The 17,827-nt window shown below is 63.5% G+C and carries 16 protein-coding genes and 2 pseudogenes; 6 read left to right on the top strand and 12 right to left on the bottom strand.

Annotated elements, in window-relative coordinates; genetic code table 11:
• Positions 1–6: 6 nt before the first annotated feature.
• The 3 genes from HCF10_RS03765 to ribBA all read right to left on the bottom strand — a co-directional run bounded on the left by HCF10_RS03765 (position 7) and on the right by ribBA (position 3,284).
• On the bottom strand, positions 7–924 hold the full coding sequence (locus HCF10_RS03765) for an ABC transporter permease (protein ID WP_065926398.1): 918 nt from the start codon (positions 922–924) through the stop codon (positions 7–9).
• The gene (locus HCF10_RS03760) at positions 921–1,946 is read right to left on the bottom strand and encodes an ABC transporter substrate-binding protein (protein WP_027603596.1); all 1,026 of its coding nucleotides are present in this window, start codon (positions 1,944–1,946) and stop codon (positions 921–923) included. Before HCF10_RS03760 ends, HCF10_RS03765 begins: the two co-directional genes overlap by 4 nt.
• Positions 1,947–2,174: 228 nt before the next feature.
• On the bottom strand, positions 2,175–3,284 hold the full coding sequence (ribBA, locus tag HCF10_RS03755; RefSeq protein WP_167654902.1) for a bifunctional 3,4-dihydroxy-2-butanone-4-phosphate synthase/GTP cyclohydrolase II: 1,110 nt from the start codon (positions 3,282–3,284) through the stop codon (positions 2,175–2,177).
• Between the two features lie 69 nt (positions 3,285–3,353).
• On the opposite strand from ribBA, the gene HCF10_RS03750 reads away from it, so the two are divergent.
• Positions 3,354–3,647 (top strand): DUF1330 domain-containing protein, encoded by a 294-nt coding sequence (locus tag HCF10_RS03750; protein WP_167654901.1) that lies wholly within the window; start codon positions 3,354–3,356, stop codon positions 3,645–3,647.
• Between the two features lie 138 nt (positions 3,648–3,785).
• Here HCF10_RS03750 and HCF10_RS03745 read toward each other — a convergent pair whose 3' ends face one another.
• The 6 genes from HCF10_RS03745 to HCF10_RS03720 all read right to left on the bottom strand — a co-directional run bounded on the left by HCF10_RS03745 (position 3,786) and on the right by HCF10_RS03720 (position 8,674).
• Positions 3,786–4,349: an NUDIX hydrolase gene (locus HCF10_RS03745; RefSeq protein WP_131698765.1), complete on the bottom strand. Its 564-nt coding sequence runs from the start codon at positions 4,347–4,349 to the stop codon at positions 3,786–3,788.
• 2 nt (positions 4,350–4,351) lie between these two features.
• Positions 4,352–5,104, bottom strand: a complete 753-nt coding sequence (locus tag HCF10_RS03740; protein WP_027603600.1) for a GntR family transcriptional regulator — start codon at positions 5,102–5,104, stop codon at positions 4,352–4,354.
• Between the two features lie 130 nt (positions 5,105–5,234).
• The gene (locus HCF10_RS03735; RefSeq protein WP_053139508.1) at positions 5,235–5,720 is read right to left on the bottom strand and encodes a flavin reductase family protein; all 486 of its coding nucleotides are present in this window, start codon (positions 5,718–5,720) and stop codon (positions 5,235–5,237) included.
• Positions 5,721–5,732: 12 nt separating this feature from the next.
• A complete protein-coding gene (locus HCF10_RS03730) occupies positions 5,733–7,214 on the bottom strand; it encodes an aldehyde dehydrogenase (protein ID WP_131698764.1) in 1,482 nt (493 codons plus the stop codon).
• Complete coding sequence (locus tag HCF10_RS03725; protein ID WP_131698763.1) at positions 7,211–8,044, bottom strand: alpha/beta fold hydrolase; 834 nt, start codon at positions 8,042–8,044, stop codon at positions 7,211–7,213. Before HCF10_RS03725 ends, HCF10_RS03730 begins: the two co-directional genes overlap by 4 nt.
• A 39-nt stretch (positions 8,045–8,083) precedes the next feature.
• Positions 8,084–8,674: an amino acid synthesis family protein gene (locus tag HCF10_RS03720; protein WP_145338769.1), complete on the bottom strand. Its 591-nt coding sequence runs from the start codon at positions 8,672–8,674 to the stop codon at positions 8,084–8,086.
• 185 nt (positions 8,675–8,859) lie between these two features.
• Between HCF10_RS03720 and ltnD the strand changes: the two genes are divergently transcribed.
• The 5 genes from ltnD (at position 8,860) to otnI (ending at position 14,137) form a co-directional block, all read left to right on the top strand.
• On the top strand, positions 8,860–9,834 hold the full coding sequence (gene ltnD / locus HCF10_RS03715) for an L-threonate dehydrogenase (RefSeq protein WP_260403726.1): 975 nt from the start codon (positions 8,860–8,862) through the stop codon (positions 9,832–9,834).
• A gap of 10 nt (positions 9,835–9,844) precedes the next feature.
• The gene (gene otnK / locus HCF10_RS03710; RefSeq protein WP_167654900.1) at positions 9,845–11,137 is read left to right on the top strand and encodes a 3-oxo-tetronate kinase; all 1,293 of its coding nucleotides are present in this window, start codon (positions 9,845–9,847) and stop codon (positions 11,135–11,137) included.
• Positions 11,134–11,778 (top strand): 3-oxo-tetronate 4-phosphate decarboxylase, encoded by a 645-nt coding sequence (gene otnC / locus HCF10_RS03705; RefSeq protein ID WP_131698759.1) that lies wholly within the window; start codon positions 11,134–11,136, stop codon positions 11,776–11,778. Before otnK ends, otnC begins: the two co-directional genes overlap by 4 nt.
• Positions 11,779–11,875: 97 nt before the next feature.
• Positions 11,876–13,336 carry a GntT/GntP/DsdX family permease gene (locus tag HCF10_RS03700; RefSeq protein WP_167654899.1) on the top strand — a complete coding sequence of 487 codons (1,461 nt, stop codon included), beginning with the start codon at positions 11,876–11,878 and terminating at the stop codon, positions 13,334–13,336.
• 15 nt (positions 13,337–13,351) lie between these two features.
• Positions 13,352–14,137 (top strand): 2-oxo-tetronate isomerase, encoded by a 786-nt coding sequence (gene otnI, locus HCF10_RS03695; protein ID WP_167654898.1) that lies wholly within the window; start codon positions 13,352–13,354, stop codon positions 14,135–14,137.
• Between the two features lie 972 nt (positions 14,138–15,109).
• On the opposite strand, the gene HCF10_RS03690 is transcribed toward otnI, so the two are convergent.
• The 3 genes and pseudogenes from HCF10_RS03690 to HCF10_RS31855 form a co-directional block, all read right to left on the bottom strand.
• Entirely contained in the window at positions 15,110–15,931 is an 822-nt protein-coding gene (locus HCF10_RS03690) for a DeoR/GlpR family DNA-binding transcription regulator (RefSeq protein WP_131698757.1), read from the bottom strand.
• A 91-nt stretch (positions 15,932–16,022) separates the two neighbouring features.
• Positions 16,023–16,538 (bottom strand): annotated as a pseudogene (locus HCF10_RS31860) (methyl-accepting chemotaxis protein); the annotation flags it as partial.
• Between the two features lie 348 nt (positions 16,539–16,886).
• Positions 16,887–17,810 (bottom strand): annotated as a pseudogene (locus HCF10_RS31855) (HAMP domain-containing protein); the annotation flags it as partial.
• Positions 17,811–17,827 lie beyond the last annotated feature (17 nt).

Genomic DNA, 17,827 nt, shown 5'->3' with positions numbered 1-17,827 from the left:
GACGGCTTACCTCGCGTTGCTGGCGCCAACCGGGGATTCCGGCTGAAGCTTCAGGTAGAAGTAGAACAGCACCAGCGTGATGAAGATCAGCAACGCGGCGCCGGCACTGGCCAGGCCCCAATTAAGGAACGATTGCACCTGCTGGATGATGAACTCGGGCAGCATCATGTTCTGCGCACCGCCGAGCAGCGCCGGGGTGACGTAGTAACCGAGGGACATCACGAACACCATCAGGCCGCCGGAGAACAACCCCGGCCGGCACAGCGGCAGGAACACGCGGAAGAAGTTGGTCCACGGGCTCGCGCCGCAGATGGAGCCGGCCTGCAGGATCATCGGGTCGATGGCCTGCATGGTCGCCTGCAACGGCAGCACGATGAACGGGATCATGATGTAGCTCATGCCGATCACCACGCCGGTGAGGTTATGCACCATCTCCAGGGGCACATCGATGATGCCCATGGCCATCAGCGCCTTGTTGATCACCCCGGAGGCTTGCAGCAAGACCAGCCAGGAGTAAGTGCGGGCGAGCAGGCTGGTCCACATCGACAGCAGCACAATATTCAGGATCCAGCGCCCCCAGCCGCGCGGCACCAGGGTGATCGCCCAAGCCAGCGGAAAGCCCAGCAGCAGGCTGAACAGGGTCACCAGGCCCGCCACCGAAAAGGTGTTGAGCAGCACCCGTGCATAGGCCGAGTTGGCGAACAGCTGTTCATAGTTGCCCAGGCCCGGCACCGGCTCCAGCACGCCGCGCAGCAACAGGCCGATCAGCGGCGCCAGGAAGAACAGGCCGAGGAACAGCAGGGCCGGGATCAGGTTGCTCGAGCCCCGCCAGCGCTGCGCCAGGGACGGCGCCCCGGCCTTGGGCGAAACCGCGCCGGCAGCGCCGAGGGCGCTCCCGGTCGGTGTGGTTGCCGTCATTTTCATTTGACTAGCCATTCATTCCACCGTGTCGCAATGGCCGGACCGTTCTTGGCCCAGTAGGCGAAATCGAGGGTGATCTGGTCCTTGACGTAGGCGGTCGGCAGGTTCGGCGCGAGCACCGAATCCAGGCGCTGCACGCTGTCGATGTTCACCGGTGCATAGGCGGTCAGATTAGAGAAATCCGCCTGGCCCTTGGCGCTGCTGGCGTTGGCGAGGAACTTCATCGCAGCCGCTTTGTTTTTCGAACCTTTAGGCACGACGAGGATGTCGGCCATGACCAGGTTCTGCTTCCAGCTCACGCCCACGGGCGCGCCGTCTTCCTGCAGGGCGTGGATGCGACCGTTCCAGAACTGGCCCATGCTGACTTCGCCGGACGCCAGCAACTGTTGCGACTGCGCACCGCCGCCCCACCAGACGATGTCTTTCTTGATGGTGTCGAGTTTCTTGAAGGCGCGGTCCAGGTCCAGGGGGTAGAGCTTGTCGGCCGGGACGCCGTCGGCCAGCAGCGCCAGTTCGAGCACGCCGGGGCTTGGCCATTTGTAGAGGGCGCGTTTGCCGGGGTAGGTCTTGGTGTCGAACAGCGCGGTCCAGTCCTGGGGCTTGCCGGCGCCGAGCTTGCCTTCGTTGTAGCCGAGCACGAAGGAGAAGAAGAACGAGCCCACGCCATGGTCGGAGACGAAGCGCGGGTCGATCTTGTCGCGCTGGATCACCGAGAAATCGAGGGGTTCGAGCAGGCCTTCGGCGGCGGCGCGCAAGGCGAAGTCGGCCTCGACATCCACCACGTCCCACTGCACGTTGCCGCTTTCGACCATGGCCTTGAGTTTGCCGTAGTCGGTGGGCCCATCCTGGACCACGGTAATGCCGCTGGCCTTGCTGAACGGGTCGGCCCAGGCCTGCTTCTGCGCATCCTGGGTGCTACCGCCCCAGCTCACGAAATTGACGCTTTCGGCCGCCATGGCCGCGTGAGTGGCCGTGGCCAATAAGCCCGCGAACAGCACCGCGGTTGCACGTTTGTTCAACACCATTTTCACGCCCTCATTTGTTTTGTTATTGAGCGGGCTTGGTAATGCCCGCCTATCGGGAGCAGTAGGTCCATCGGGGGCGTCTAATCGAGACCCCAAAAGGCGACCGTGCCAAGGGCTGTTATTGGTGCTCTCCCTGGCGGGCGCACTTGGCAGAAGCGTTCGGTCTATGGAATATCATATTATGGTATTCCAAACTTTGTGCAAGCATTTTGCCTTACCGGTTATCCGTCATTCGGTGAAGGGAATGCTCTCGACCACCTCCAGGTCGTAGCCGGTCAGCCCTGCGTATTTGAGGGGCGGGCCGAGGTGACGCAGCTTGCCGACGCCGAGGTCCTGCAAGATCTGCGCCCCGGTGCCTACTTCGGAATAGATGCGCGACTGCGAACGGTTGAACTGGCGCGGTGCCTGCGTCAGTTGCGGCACGCGTTCCAGCAGGGCCTGGGACGATTCATGGTTGGCCAGCACCACCACTACGCCACTGCCTTCAGCGGCGACACGTTGCAAGGCCGCCCACAGCGTCCAGTTGGACGGGCCGCTGTAGTCGGCACCGACCAGGTCGCGCAGCGGGTCGATCACATGTACGCGCACCAGCGCCGGGGTATCGCGGTGCAACTGGCCCATCACCATGGCCATGTGCACGCCGCCGTCGATGCGGTCTTCAAAGGTGATCAGGCGGAATGTGCCGTGCACCGTGGGCAGGTCGCGTTCACCGATGCGCACCACGGTGCGTTCGGTGCTGAGGCGGTAGTGGATCAGGTCGGCGATGGTGCCGATCTTGATGCCGTGCTTGCGCGCGAAGATTTCCAGGTCGGGGCGGCGGGCCATGGTGCCGTCGTCGTTCATCACTTCGACGATCACCGAGGCCGGGGTGTGCCCGGCCAGGCGCGCCAGGTCGCAGCCGGCTTCGGTGTGGCCGGCGCGCGTCAACACGCCTCCATCCTTGGCGCGCAACGGGAAGATATGCCCCGGCTGCACGATGTCGGCCGGTCCGGCATTGCTGGCGACGGCCGCTGCCACAGTGCGTGCGCGGTCGGCGGCGGAGATGCCGGTGGTCACGCCGCTGGCGGCTTCGATGGACACGGTAAACGCGGTGCTGAACACGCTGCCATTGCTCGGCACCATCTGTTCCAGGCCCAGGCGCTGGCAGTGTTCGTCGGTGAGGGTCAGGCAGATCAGGCCACGGGCTTCGCGAGCCATGAAACTGATAGTCTCGGCGGTGCAGCAGGCCGCAGGCAGCAACAGGTCGCCTTCGTTTTCCCGGTCTTCGTCGTCCACCAGGAGCACCATCTTGCCTTGGCGGTAGTCTTCGATGATGTCTGCGATGCTGTTGAAGGACATGGAGAATGCTCGATTTGTTGGTTGTATGTATTATGGTATACCACAAAAACTCAACAAGAGGATGTCACGATGAAGGCCTACTGGATTGCCCATGTGGATGTGTCCGATGCAGAGCAATACACGCAGTACACCCAGCGCGCGCCGGCGGCGTTTGCACAGTTTGGCGGACGGTTCCTGGCCAGGGGCGGGCGCAGTGAAGCGATGGAAGGCGGGCCTGCACGGCAGCGTAATGTGGTGATTGAGTTTGAGAGCTATGAGCAGGCGGTGGCGTGCTACGAGTCCGCCGAATATCAGGAGGCGAAGGCGCACCGTGAAGGGGCGGGGGTGGCGCAGATCATCATCGTGGAAGGGTTGGCGCCCTGATTTTTCAGGTATAAACCGATTCAAATGTGGGAGGGGGCTTGCTCCCGATAGCAGTATGTCAGTCAATACATGAAGTGACTGAACTACCGCCATCGGGAGCAAGCCCCCTCCCACATTTGGACCTGGTTTACCTGAAGATCAGCGGATGAAGTGGATCTTGCCGCTGTCGTCATTGCCGATATAGATGCCATACACCCCAGCCTGGCGTTCCTCGATATACCGTTCGAGGATCTGCCGGATCGCCGGGTAGTAGATGCTGTCCCAGGGAATGTCCTCGGGCGCGAAGAACTTGTAGTCGAGGGTCTCCGGGCCGAACTGGCCGGTGATCTCCAGCGCGATGGCGCGGAAGATGATGTACACCTCGCTGATTTTCGGCACGCTGAAGATCGAGTAGGGCGAGAGGATCTCGGCACGTACGCCGCTTTCTTCCCAGACTTCACGCAACGCCGCCTGCTCAGTGGTTTCGCCACCTTCCATAAAGCCGGCAGGCAAGGTCCAGGTGCCCGGGCGGGGCGGGATCGCCCGTTGGCACAGCAGGTATTTGCCGTCCTGCTCGATGATGCAGCCGGCGATGATCTTGGGATTGATGTAGTGGATATAGCCGCAGCCCCGGCACATCAGGCGCTCATGGGTATCGCCCGGTGGCAACTGGTGACCGAGGTCACTGCCGCCGCATGTCGGGCAAAAGCTGGGGCTGGCCAAGGTCAGTGACCTATGCGCGGTTCTTTCAGCGCGATGGGCAGGGTGATTTCCGGGATCTTGCCGGTTTCTTCCTGTTTGCGCTTGAGGTAATCCAGGGCCACGGCAGCCGCAGCGCGCACGTGATCGACGCAGGCCTGGTGGGCCGCCAGCGGGTCGCCGCTCTTGATCGCCTGGACCATGCGTTCCATTTCCTGGTTACTGGTGCCGCGACGGTTTTCCTGGGACACCGAGGTGGCGCGCAGGTAGCTGATACGCGCTTGCAGCTGGCGCAACTGGGTGGCCGCCACATGGTTGCCCGAACCTTCGAGCAGCACGTCGTAGAAGCCTTGGACCGAGTCGATGACCTGTTGCAGCTCGCCGTCCTTGAGGGCCTTGCGGTTTTCTTCCAGGGCTTTTTCCAGGGCCTTGATGTCCTTGGCCTTGGCGCGCAGGGTGAACAATTGCACGATCAAGCCTTCGAGCACGCACCGCAGTTCATAGATGTCGACGGCGTCGGCCAGAGTAATGATCGCCACCTGCGGGCCTTTGGCATCGGCGAATTCCACCAGGCCTTCGGACTCCAGGTGACGCAAGGCTTCGCGTACCGAGGTGCGGCTGACGCCGAGGCGGTCGCACAGGTCGCGCTCCACCAGGCGGTCACCGGGCAGCAGTTGGAAGTTCATGATGGCGCTGCGCAGTTTTTCCAGCACGATTTCGCGCAGGGTGACCGGGTTGTGATTGACCTTGAAGCTGTCGTCGAGGGGCGCGCGTTTCATGGGGTCTGCTCTGAATTTAGCGGTTAACTGGAGGCCTCGGCCGGCCGGGGCCGATTGAGGGCCGAAAATCGTGCCCAAGTTTATCATGCTGCGTTCCTTAAGCGACAAACCCTCACGGCCCCCGCGCGCCTCAGGCCAGCGCCGGCAGCGGGCCCAGCTTGCCCTTGTGGTAGATCATCGGCGTGACCGGCTCCTTGGGCAGGATCAGGTTCTTTACCGCACCGACGATGATCGCGTGATCGCCGCCGTCGTATTCGCGCCACAGCTCGCACTCGATGATCGCCGTGGCCTTGGCCAGCAGCGGGTTGCCCAACTCGCTCAGGTGCCACTCGATGCCCTTGGCCTTTTCCTTGCCCTTGCTGGCGAAAGCATAGGCCTCGGCGGTCTGGTCGGCGGACAGCAAGTGGATCGCGAAGCGCTTGCTGTCGCGCAGGATCGGGTAGGTGTCCGACGCATAGTTAGGGCAGAACAGAACCAGCGCCGGGTCGATCGACAGTGCGCTGAACGCACTGGCGGTAATGCCGACGATGCCGCCGTCCGGGTCGAGGGTGGTGACCACCGTGACCCCGGAGGGGAATGAGCTCATGACGTCTTTGTAAATGCCGGGTTCGATCATGGTCGGGGTCTCTTAACGCATCACGAAAGGATCAGGCATGGGCGCCTGGGAGAGGTTGATCCACACCGTCTTCAGCTCGGTGTAGGCGAGCACCGAATCGATGCCGCTTTCGCGTCCGTAGCCGCTGTTCTTGAAGCCGCCGATAGGCGCCATCGCCGACACGGCCCGGTAGGTGTTGACCCAGATGATCCCCGAGCGCACGTCCCGCGCCAGGCGGTGGGCGCGGCCGAGGTCGCGGGTCCAGATGCCGGCGGCGAGGCCGAATTGCGAGTCGTTGGCGATGGCCAGCGCTTCGGCTTCGTCCTTGAAACGGATGACCGAGGCCACCGGGCCGAACACTTCTTCCTGCATGATCTTCATCGAATTGCTGTCGCACTCGAACAAGGTCGGCTCATAGAACCAGCCTTCACCGAGGTTCTGCGGGCGCTTGCCGCCGGTGCGCAGGCGCGCGCCTTCGGCGATGGCGTCCGCCACCAGGCGTTCGACCACGGCCAGTTGCTGCGCGGTGGCCATGGGCCCCATTTCGCTGGCGTCGTCCTGGGGGTTGCCGATGCGGATGCGCTCGGCGCGCGCCACCAGGCGCTCGACGAATTCGTCGTAGATTTCATCCTGCACCAGCAGGCGCGAGCCGGACACGCAGCTCTGCCCGGACGCTGCATAGATCCCGGCAATCGCACCGTTGATGGCACTGTCGAGGTCGGCGTCGGCAAAGATGATATTCGGCGATTTGCCGCCCAGTTCCAGGGACAGCTTGGCGAAGTTCTCCGCGCTGCTGCGCACCACATGGCGGGCCGTGGCCGCGCCGCCGGTGAAGGCGATCTTGCGCACCAGTGGGTGGCGGGTGAGGGCGGCGCCGGTGCTGGGGCCGTAGCCGGTGACCACGTTGACCACGCCCGGCGGGATCCCGGCTTCGAGGGCCAGGCGCGCGAGTTCGAGGATGGTCGCCGAGGCGTGCTCCGACGGTTTGATCACGATGGTATTGCCCGCCGCCAGGGCCGGCGCGAGTTTGATCGCAGTCAGGTACAGCGGGCTGTTCCACGGAATGATCGCGGCGACCACGCCCATGGCTTCGTGCACGGTGTAGGCGAACAGGTCGGGCTTGTCCAGCGGCAGGGTGCCGCCTTCGAGCTTGTCGGCCAGGCCGGCGGTGTAGTGGAAAAACTCCGGCAGGTAGCTGACCTGGCCACGGGTTTCGCGGATCAACTTGCCGTTGTCGCGGCTTTCCAGCTGGGCCAGTTGCTCTTTGTTCTCGGCGATCAGGTCACCGAGGCGGCGCAGCAATTTGCCCCGTGCGGTGGCGGTGAGGCCACGCCAGGCCGGGCTGTCGAAGGCGTTTTGGGCGGCCTGCACGGCGCGCTCCACGTCGGCTTCATCGGCGTCGGGCAGTTGCGCCCAGGGTTCGGCCAGCGCCGGGTTGAGGCTTTCGAAAGTCTTGCCGGACAGGGCATCGACCCATTCACCGCCGATGCACATCTGGAAGCGTGCGAGTGTCATGCAACGATCCCCTTGATTGGATTGTTTTGGGCGTACACCGTGTCGAGGAAGCCCAGCAGCAGCTGGTTGACCAGGCGTGGCGATTCTACCGGCATCATATGCCGTTGCTCGGCCAGCACCGCAACGGTGGCGCCGGGAATACGATCGGCCAGTTGCCGGGCCATTTCCGGGGTTGAACCGGGGTCGAGTTCGCCGGTGGCGACCAGGGTCGGTACGCGCAGACCTTTGAGGTCGTCGGCGCGGTACATGTCCTGAGTCGCAAACAGTTCGTAGGTGGTCAGGTAGCCCTGGGGGTCGTTGCCCGCCAGGGTTTCACGCAGGGCGGCGATCTGCGCCGGGTTGGCCGCCTGGTATTCACGGCTGAACCAGCGCGACAGCGCGGCTTCGGCATTCGCATCCGGGCCGTGTTCCGCAGCCTGGGCGGTGCGTGCGATCACGCCGGCACGCTGTTCGGGGCTGCGGTTGAACACACTGTTGAGCACTACCAGGGATTTGAGGCGCTCGGGGTAGTGCAGGGCAAACGCCCGGGCGACCAGGCCGCCCATGGAAAAACCGATCACCGTGGCCTGGGGCAGTTGCAGGTGGTCGAGCAGCTCCAGCAACTGGTCGGCATACCCCAGCAGCGGCGTGCCGGCGGCCGGGCGCGGACTGGCGCCATGACCGAGCATGTCATAGCTGATCACGCGGTAATTCGTGGCCAGGCCAACGACTTGCCCGCCCCACATTTCTTTATTCAGGCCCACGCCGTGGATCAAAACCACAGGCTGGCCTTGGCCGGTCGCCAGATAACTGGTGCCAGCCGGGGTGCGTTCAGCGGTGAGCCGAATCATGGAGCGCTCCTGCATGCTTTTTGTTTTGGCCGGTGTTGCTTACTGGGCGTTTTCAGCGGCCAGCTCTTCCAGGTCGATATAGCGGTTGCCGATACGAGGGTGCAGGCGGCCGCCATCGGCGCAGCCCAATACCACGACGATTTCATCGGCACGCGGCGCATCTTCGATCTGCATTTCCAGGGTGATGTAGTGCGAACGCAGGCCTTCGTCGTCCTTGTGCATCATCGGGATCTGGATCGAGGTGCCCGGACCGCCGCGCTTGTTGGTGAAGCTCAAGTAGCTTTTGGCCTTGACCGCTTCACGGTAGTGATTGCCGAAGCGCAGGGTGTGGATGATCGCGCTCGCGTGTTCGATCTCGCCATCGGCACCGACCACGGCGGCCTTGCCATACGCCTCGATGTTTTCAGCGCCGCCAATAATGCCCACCAGGCGCTCGACCATCAGCGCGCCGAGGTCGGAGCAATTGGCCCGGATTTCCGGCTTGAGGTCTTCGACGAAGCCACGACCCAGCCATGGATTCTTCAGCACCACGGCGAGGCCGACCATTTTCACCGGGGTGTCTGCGGCCTTGCCGCCTTCGATGAAGGTTTCTTCTACGTAGCTGACGATTTTGCGGATTTCGAAACTCATGAGCGGCTCCATCAGGTGTGGGGGAGTGGGTTGCGTATGATGGTATACCATAATACGCAAAGCACAAGCGTCGCAAATGAGTTTGCGTGGGGTAAGGCGTTAAAGGGTGAGGCTGAGATTTTCTCGGATCGATGTTAAAAAATGTTAGATAGAAAAAATACTTCACATAATCCGTTCATTGGTGGATGATCGATCCCAATTCCAACGCGGCTCGCCGGTGTGGTGTCAGCCGCCGTTTTCCCCTGGAGTACCCCATGAATAATAAGAATGTCGGTGTGATCGGTTTGGGCGCGATGGGGCTTGGTATTGCCCGCTCGCTGTTGCGCGCAGGCTTCAATGTGCATGCCTGTGATGTGCGTGAGGCGGTCACCCAGCAGTTCGCCGGCGAAGGCGGGGTGGCGTGCGCGTCACCGGCGCAGATGGCCGAGGCCTGTGATGTGATCATCACGGTGGTGGTTAACGCCGAACAGACTGAGACCGTATTGTTCGGCGAAGGCGGTGCCGTGGCTGCATTGCGCCCTGCGAGCCTGGTGATCGGCTGTGCCACCGTGGCCCCGACCTACGCCGTGGACCTCGGCCAGCGCCTGGGCGAACACGGCCTGCTGTACCTGGATGCGCCGATTTCCGGCGGTGCGGCCAAGGCCGCCGCCGGTGAGATGACCATGATGACGTCCGGCCCGCAGGCCGCCTATGCCAAGGCCGATGCGGTGCTGGCGGGCATGGCCGGCAAGGTGTATCGCCTGGGCGACGTCCATGGCCTGGGTTCCAAGGTCAAGATTATCAACCAGTTGCTCGCCGGCGTGCATATCGCCGCCTCCGCCGAAGCCATGGCCCTGGGCCTGCGCGAAGGGGTGGACGCCGATGCCTTGTACGAGGTGATCACCCACAGCGCCGGCAATTCCTGGATGTTCGAAAACCGCGTGCCGCACATTCTCAAGGCCGACTACACGGCACTGTCGGCGGTGGATATTTTCGTCAAGGACCTCGGCCTGGTGCTGGATACCGCGCGTGCGAGCAAGTTTCCGCTGCCGTTGTCGGCCACTGCGCACCAGATGTTCATGCAGGCTTCCAGCGCCGGTTTTGGCCGCGAGGACGACTCGGCGGTGATCAAGATTTTCCCTGGCATCGACCTGCCGACAGCCAAGCCCGAGCCGGTGTAAGGAACACTTTATGACTAACCACACCACGCGCCCGTTGCTGGGCTGCATCGCCGACGATTTCACCGGCGCCACCGACCTGGCCAACATGCTGGTACGCGGCGGTATGCGCACGGTGCAGAGCATTGGCATCCCCAGCCGCGAAGTTGCGGAGGGGCTGGATGCGGACGCCATCGTCATCGCCCTCAAGTCGCGTACCACACCGGTCGCAGAGGCTGTCGAGGAATCCCTGGCCGCGCTGGACTGGCTGCGCGAGCAGGGTTGCGAACAGATTTTCTTCAAGTATTGCTCGACCTTTGACTCCACCGCCGCCGGCAATATCGGCCAGGTCAGCGAGGCCTTGCTCAAGGCGTTGGGCGGTGATTTTACCCTGGCCTGCCCGGCGTTCCCCGAAAACGGCCGGACGATTTTCCGTGGCCACCTGTTTGTGCAGGACCAGCTGCTCAATGAGTCGGGCATGCAACATCACCCGCTGACGCCCATGGGCGACGCGAACCTGGTGCGCGTGCTGCAGAGCCAGACGCAACTGCCGGTCGGGTTGCTGCGGTACGACAGCATCGCCGCGGGCGTCGAGGCGACCTGTAAAAAAATCGCCGAACTGCGCGAGCAAGGTGTGGGTATTGCCATCGCCGATGCGCTGTCCGATCAAGACCTCTACACCCTCGGCAGCGCCTGCGCCGACTTGCCTTTGCTCACGGGTGGCTCGGGCCTGGCCTTGGGTTTGCCAGGCAATTTCCGCCGTGCCGGTAAGCTGCGCGACTTCGATGCGGCGACGCTGCCGACTATCAGCGGTGGCGAGGTGGTGCTCGCCGGCAGTGCCTCGGTAGCGACCCTCGGCCAGGTTGCGGCCTGGTGCGAGGCGGGCCGCCCGGCGTTGCGCATTGATCCCATCGCCCTGGCCGCCGGTGAACCGGTGGTGGCGCAGGCGCTGGCGTTTGCCTGCGACAGTGCACACACCGTATTGATCTACGCCACCAGCACCCCCGCCGAGGTCAAGGCCGTGCAAGAGCAACTCGGCGTCGAACGCGCGGGTGCCCTGGTGGAGAACGCTTTGGGCGAGATCGCTGCGGGCTTGCGCGAGCAAGGCGTGCGGCGTTTCGTGATCGCCGGCGGGGAAACCTCCGGGGCGGTAGTCAAGGCGCTCGGCGTCAACCTGCTGCAGATCGGCGCGCAGATCGACCCCGGCGTGCCGGCCACAGTCAGCAGTTCCACCGAGCCGCTGGCGCTGGCGCTCAAATCCGGCAACTTCGGTGGCCGTGAGTTCTTTGCCAAGGCCCTTGCGCACCTGGCCGGAGGTGCCCAATGACTGGCATCGACGAACAGGCCCTGCGCGAAGAGATCTGCGACGTCGGCCACAGCCTGTATCAACGTGGCTACACCGTTGGCAGCGCCGGCAATATCAGTGCGCGCCTCGACGATGGTTGGTTGATTACTCCCACCGACGTCTGCCTGGGTCGCCTGGCGCCTGGGGCGATTGCCAAGGTCAACCTGCAAGGCGAGTGGGTGTCCGGGGACAAACCCTCGAAGACCCTGGCCCTGCACCGTCAGGTGTACGACCGCAACCCCTCGGTGGGCGGTGTGGTGCACACCCATTCCACCCACCTGGTGGCGTTGACCCTGGCCGGGGTATGGCGGGCGGACGATATTCTGCCGCCGCTCACGCCCTATCAGGTGATGAAGGTCGGGCACATTCCTTTGATCGGCTACCAGCGTCCGGGCTCGCCCAACGTCGCCGAGCAAGTCGCGCAGCTGGCCAACAGCGTGCGTGGGGTGATGCTCGAACGCCTGGGGCCGGTGGTCTGGGAAAGCTCGGTGGCCAAGGCCAGCTACGCCTTGGAAGAGTTGGAAGAAACCGCCCGGCTCTGGCTGATGAGCAACCCCCGGCCCGAGCCGCTGAGCCAGGCCGCCTTGGATGAACTGCGCGAGACGTTCGGCGCGCACTGGTAAGCCGTAGACCGACACTGCAAGCCCCCCGCGAGACCCGCCTGCGGATCGTGGCGGGAGCGGCTTGCGCCAAAAAACAATAACAACAGGACATTCTCGAATGAGCCCACTGATTTTGATGTTGACCGCTGGCGCGGGTATCGCGCTGCTGCTGTTTCTGGTCCTCAAGTACAAATTCCAGCCGTTTGTCGCGTTGATGCTGGTGAGTATCGTGGTGGCGCTGGTGGCCGGGGTAAAACCGGCTGACTTGGTGGCGACCATCGAAGGTGGCATGGGCAAGACCCTTGGCCATATCGCGATCATCATTGCCCTGGGCGCGATGATCGGGCGGATCATCGAGCTGTCAGGCGGTGCCGAAGCCTTGGCCAAGTCGTTGATCGAGCGGTTTGGCAACAGCCGCACGCCGCTGGCGCTGACCATCGCCGGGTTCATCATCGGCGTGCCGGTGTTCTTTGAAGTCGGGGTGATCATCCTGATGCCGCTGGCGTATGGCGTGGCACGTCGGGCGCGCAAGCCGCTGCTGGTGTTCGCCTTGCCGATGTGTGCGGCGCTGCTCACCGTGCATGCGTTCCTGCCGCCCCATCCGGGTGCCGTTGCCGCCGCCAGCCAACTGGGCGCCGACTTGGGCCGGGTGCTGATGTTCGGTCTGCCGATCACCGCATTGTTGTGCTACATCGGTTACCGCGTGGCGGGGCGCATGACCCGACGCTTCTATCAGATGACCGACGATATCCGTGCCGAAGTCTATGGCCCCCACGTGACCAATGAAGACCTGCGGGCCTGGACCAACGGCAATCACCAGGCGGTGCAACAGAGCGCTGTGGCCGAGTCCCATATGGGCCTGGAAGAGTCCACCAGCGCCATCGCCGCCAAGCTGCCGGCGGCGCCTGCACCCGGTTTCGGCCTGATTGTCAGCCTGATCCTGCTGCCGATTGTGCTGATTTTGCTGGGCACCCTGGCCACTTCGCTGCTGCCGGTCGACTCGACCCTGCGCGGGGTGATGACCGTGCTCGGCGCGCCGCTGGTGGCGCTGCTGATCGACACCTTGCTGTGTGCCTGGCTGCTCGGCTCGCGCCGTGGCTGGAGCCGCAGCCAGGTCTCCGACGTGATCGGCTCGGCGTTGCCGGGCGTGGCGATGGTTATCCTGATCGCCGGCGCCGGTGGCGTGTTCGGCAAGGTGCTGGTGGACACCGGCATCGGCGCGGTAGTCTCCGACATGCTGCGCACCACCGGCCTGCCGGTGCTGGCCCTGGGCTTTTTGCTGACCATGTTGCTGCGCGCGGTGCAGGGTTCGACCACAGTGGCCCTGGTCACCACGGCGGGGATCATCAGCCCGCTGATCGTGACCCTCAACCTCACCCCCAACCACCTGGCGCTGCTGTGCCTGGCCATGGGCGGTGGCGGGCTGGCGATGTCGCATATCAACGATGCCGGCTACTGGATCTTCACCAAGCTTGCCGGGCTCAACGTGGCCGACGGTTTGCGCACGTGGACGGTGATCACCACCTTGCTCGGCACCTTGGGTTTCTTGATTACCCTGCTGATCTGGCCTTTTGTCTGACTCTTGGGAGCTTTTATGCCTCGTTTTGCTGCCAACCTGAGCATGCTGTACCCGCAACATGATTTTCTTGAGCGCTTCGCGGCTGCGAAGGCCGATGGTTTTGACGCGGTGGAATACCTGTTCCCCTACGACTACAGCGCCGAGGCACTCAAGCAACGCCTGAGTGACAACGGCCTGGTGCAGGCGTTGTTCAACGCACCGCCCGGTGACTGGGCGGCGGGGGAACGGGGCATCGCGAGCCTGCCGGGGCGTGAGGCCGAGTTTCGCAGTGGCTTCGAGCGCGCGTTGGAATACGCCGCCGTGCTCGGCAACGACCGCGTGCACGTTATGGCTGGCTTTCTGCCCTCGGAAAACCTGCGCCAGCGCCATCAGGCCGTGTACCTGGAAAACCTCGCCTACGCCAGCGCCGCGGCGGCTGAGGTTGGCGTCACCGTGTTGCTGGAGCCGATCAACACCCGCGACATGCCGGGGTTTTTCCTCAACCGCCAGGACCAGGCCCACGCCATCTGCCGGGAGGTCGGCGCGCAAAATCTCAAGGTGCAGTTTGACTGCTACCACTGCCAGATCGTCGAAGGTGACTTGGCCACCAAGCTGCGCCGCGACATCGATGGCATTGGCCATATCCAGATTGCCGGGGTACCGGACCGTCACGAGCCTGACCTGGGCGAGCTGAACTACGGCTTCCTGTTCGAACTGATGGACCAGTTGGGCTACGACGGCTGGGTCGGCTGCGAATACCGGCCAAAGGGCGACACCTCGGCGGGCCTGCAATGGTTGCGGGACTGGAAAGCGGCTCGGTAGTCGACGAGCCTCTGTGTCGGTTCGGTTCAAATGTGGGAGGGGCGGTGCGACGATTCGTCTTGCCCCCGATAGCGGTGTGTCAGCCAACACCTCTACCAACCATGCCACCGCCATCGAAGCCTCGCTAAAGCTCGACATCACCCACAGGGATCAGCGGTGCCCACGAGATCTATAGCCGAGCAACTTCCCACCTGCCAACCGAGCTCAAATGTGGGAGGGGGCTCGCCCCCGATTGCGGTGTGTCAGCCAAGACACCTGTCACCAGTGCCGCCGCCATCGAAGCCTCGCTAAAGCTCGACATCACCCACAGGGATCAGCGGTGCCCACGAGATCTATAGCCGAGCAACTTCCCACCTGCCAACCGAGCTCAAATGTGGGAGGGGGCTTGCCCCCGATAGCGGTATGTCAGCCAACACCTCTACCAACCATGCCACCGCCATCGAAGCCTCGCTAAAGCTCGACATCTCCCACAGGGATCAGCGGTGCCCACGAGATCTATAGCCGAGCAACTTTCCACCTGCCAATCGAGCTCAAATGTGGGAGGGGGCTTGCCCCCGATAGCGGTATGTCAGCCAACACCTCTACCAACCATGCCACCGCCATCGAAGCCTCGCTAAAGCTCGACATCTCCCACAGGGATCAGCGGTGCTCACGAGATCTATAGCCGAGCAACTTCCCACCTGCCAACCGAGCTCAAATGTGGGAGGGGGCTCGCCCCCGATAGCGGTATGTCAGCCAACACCTCTACCAACCCTGCCACCGCCATCGAAGCCTCGCTAAAGCTCGACATCTCCCACAGGGATCAGCAGTGCCCACGAGATCTATAGCCGAGCAACTTCCCACCTGCCAATCGAGCTCAAATGTGGGAGGGGGCTTGCCCCCGATTGCGGTGTGTCAGCCAAGACACCTGTCACCAGTGCCACCGCCATCGAAGCCTAGCTAAAGCTCGACCTCTCCCACACAGGAAGGGCATCACGCCGGCAACGGATCACCCGGCAGCATCAATTCAATCCCGCGCTTGCGGATGCCATCTGCCGCCGCCGGGGCCAGGGCGTCGTCGCTGATGATCACGTCGAACGGTTCGAGCCCGGCGATGCGGTACATGCTGAAGGTGCCGTATTTGGAACTGCTCGCCACCAGCACGACCTGGGACGCCGATTGCATCGCCACTTGCTTGACCTCGACTTTCAGCGCCGAGGGGGTGGTGATACCTCGGTGCAAATCCCAGGAGCTGGTTGACACAAAGGCGATGTCCGTCACCACCTGGCGCAGGGTCGCCACGGCCAGCCCGCCGACGGAAGAATGGTTGTCATGGTCCAGTTGGCCGCCGGTGTGGATCACCGTGACCTGCGTCGCATCCATAAGGGCCTGCACGATCCCGAAGTCGTTGGTGACCACCGTCATGCCCGACAGCGCCTTGATATAAGGGACAATCTCCAGGGTGCTGGTGCCGGCATCCAGGTACACCGTCATGTCCGCGTGCAGCAATCGCGCCGCCAGTCGCGCCATCGCCTGTTTTTGCGGCAACTCCACCACGGCTTTGGATTGATGGCTGGGTTCGCTGTGCAACTGGCTGGCGATCCGGACCCCCCCGGTGACGGAGTACGCCCGGCCTTCCTGCTCCAGCAGTGCAATATCGCGGCGCACGGTCATGTGCGAGCAGTCGAACATCTCCATCAACTGGTGCACGCTCATCACTTGATGCTTGCGCAATTGCCGCAGGATTTGTTCGCGACGCTGCTCGGGAATCATCGGGGTGCTGCTGTCGGCGGCCGTGTCCTTGGGGTTGGGCATTAAGGCTCCGGGATGGTTAGGTAAGATGCGGGGAGTGCGTGGCTATAGTAGCCAATACACGCCCCCGCAAGCGACCCCGGTGTAACAACGGTCAGAACTTGAAGCGGCCCACCAACCCCTTGAGCTGACCGGAAATATCCGTCAACCGACCTGATCCGGTCTGCGCCGAGTGGGCAAAGCCTTCGACCAGTTGCGCATCGGCATGGATCTGCGCGATGTGGCGGTTGATCTCCTCGGCCACCTGGTGCTGTTCTTCAGCGGCCGTGGCGATCTGGGTGTTCTGGTCGCGGATCGAGTCCACCGAGCCTTGGATCTTGTCGAAGCTGTCGCGGGCCTGCTGGATGCGTTCCACGCTGGTGTGGGACACCAGCAGGCTGCCCTGCATCTGCTGGGTGACTTCCTGGGTGCGGCGCGCGAGGTTGCCCAGCAGGCTGTCGATTTCACCGGTGGAGTCGGCGGTGCGGCGTGCCAGGGCGCGGACTTCGTCGGCCACCACTGCAAAGCCTCGGCCCTGGTCACCAGCGCGCGCGGCTTCAATCGCCGCGTTGAGCGCCAGCAGGTTGGTCTGTTCGGCGATCGAGCGGATGGTGTCGAGGATGGTGTTGATGTTTTGGCTGTCCTGCTCCAGCAACTGCATGGTCTGGGTCGACTTTTGCAGGTCTTCGCTGAGCTTGAGCACGCTGCCGGTGGCTTCGCCGATATGCTGCTGGCCATTGTGCACGTCGCGGTAGCCTTCGTCGGCACTCGCGGCGGCGGCGCTGCAGGAGCGAGCGACTTCGTTGGCGGTGGCCACCATTTCGTTGAACGCGGTGCTCACCAGCTCCACGGCTTCACGCTGGCGACCGGCGGCCTGGTTCATGTTGTTGGCGACTTCGCTGGTGTCGGCGGCGGCGGTTTGCAGGTCGGAAGAGGCGTTGCCGATGCGCTGCACCAGTTGCGCGATCATGCTCAGGAACTGGTTGAACCAGCCGGCCAGGCTGGCGGTTTCGTCCTTGCCTTGCACCTTGAGTTGGCGCGTCAGGTCGCCTTCGCCTTCAGCAATCTCCTGCAGGCCGTCGGCCACCCCGCGAATCGGGCGCACGATCATGCTGGCAAAGCTGGCGCCGACAATCGCGAACACCACGGCCAGGGCGGCGGCAATCGCGGCGATCAACCAGGTGAGGCGGGTGGCGTCGGCCATGACTTCATCGCGCTTGATCAGGCCGATAAAGCGCCAGCCCAGATCCTTGGAGCTGACCACGTTGGCCATGTAGGCCACGCCGTCGATGTCGATCTGGGTCACGCCGTCGCCGCGCTTGGCCAGTTCGGCGTAGTTGGGGCCCAGGTCGGCCATCGGCTTGAAGTTGTGCTGGGCGTCGCTGGGGTCCACCAGCACGTTGCCGTTGGCTTCCACCAGCATCAGGTAGCCGCTGTCGCCCAGCTTGATGTTGCGCACCAGCTCGGTGAGCTGCTTGAGCGACACGTCCAGGCCGACCACGCCGAGGATGTTGCCGGTAGCGTCGGCGACGGTGTGCACGGTGCCGATCAGCACCACGTCGTCCGGTGCCCAGTAATAAGCGCCCGTGCGCACGGTGGCGCCCGGCGCGGCGATGGCGGCCTTGTACCAGGGGCGTACGCGCGGGTCGTAGTTGTTCAGTTTGGTGTCGTCAGGCCAGCTGGCATAACCGCCGTCGGCGAGGCCCAAAGACAAGTAGGCGGTGCTCGGGTGGCTTTTGGCGAACTGATCGAAAATCGCCAGCAGGTCTTTGTTGGTCTGGGTCAGGGGGATTTGCGCGGCGTCGGCGCCGGCGTAGCTCTTGAGGTCCTTGGCCGCGACAACGCGCGGGTCCTTGGCCACGAAGTCGACGTTCTGGCTGATGCCATCGAAAAACTGCTTCATGCCGTTGTCGATCTGAC

This window comes from Pseudomonas sp. B14(2022) (assembly GCF_012030485.1).
In the GTDB taxonomy this organism is placed as follows: domain Bacteria; phylum Pseudomonadota; class Gammaproteobacteria; order Pseudomonadales; family Pseudomonadaceae; genus Aquipseudomonas.
The sequence above is the reverse complement of the archived record's forward strand: the minus strand, read 5'-3'. Positions and strand labels throughout refer to the sequence as shown.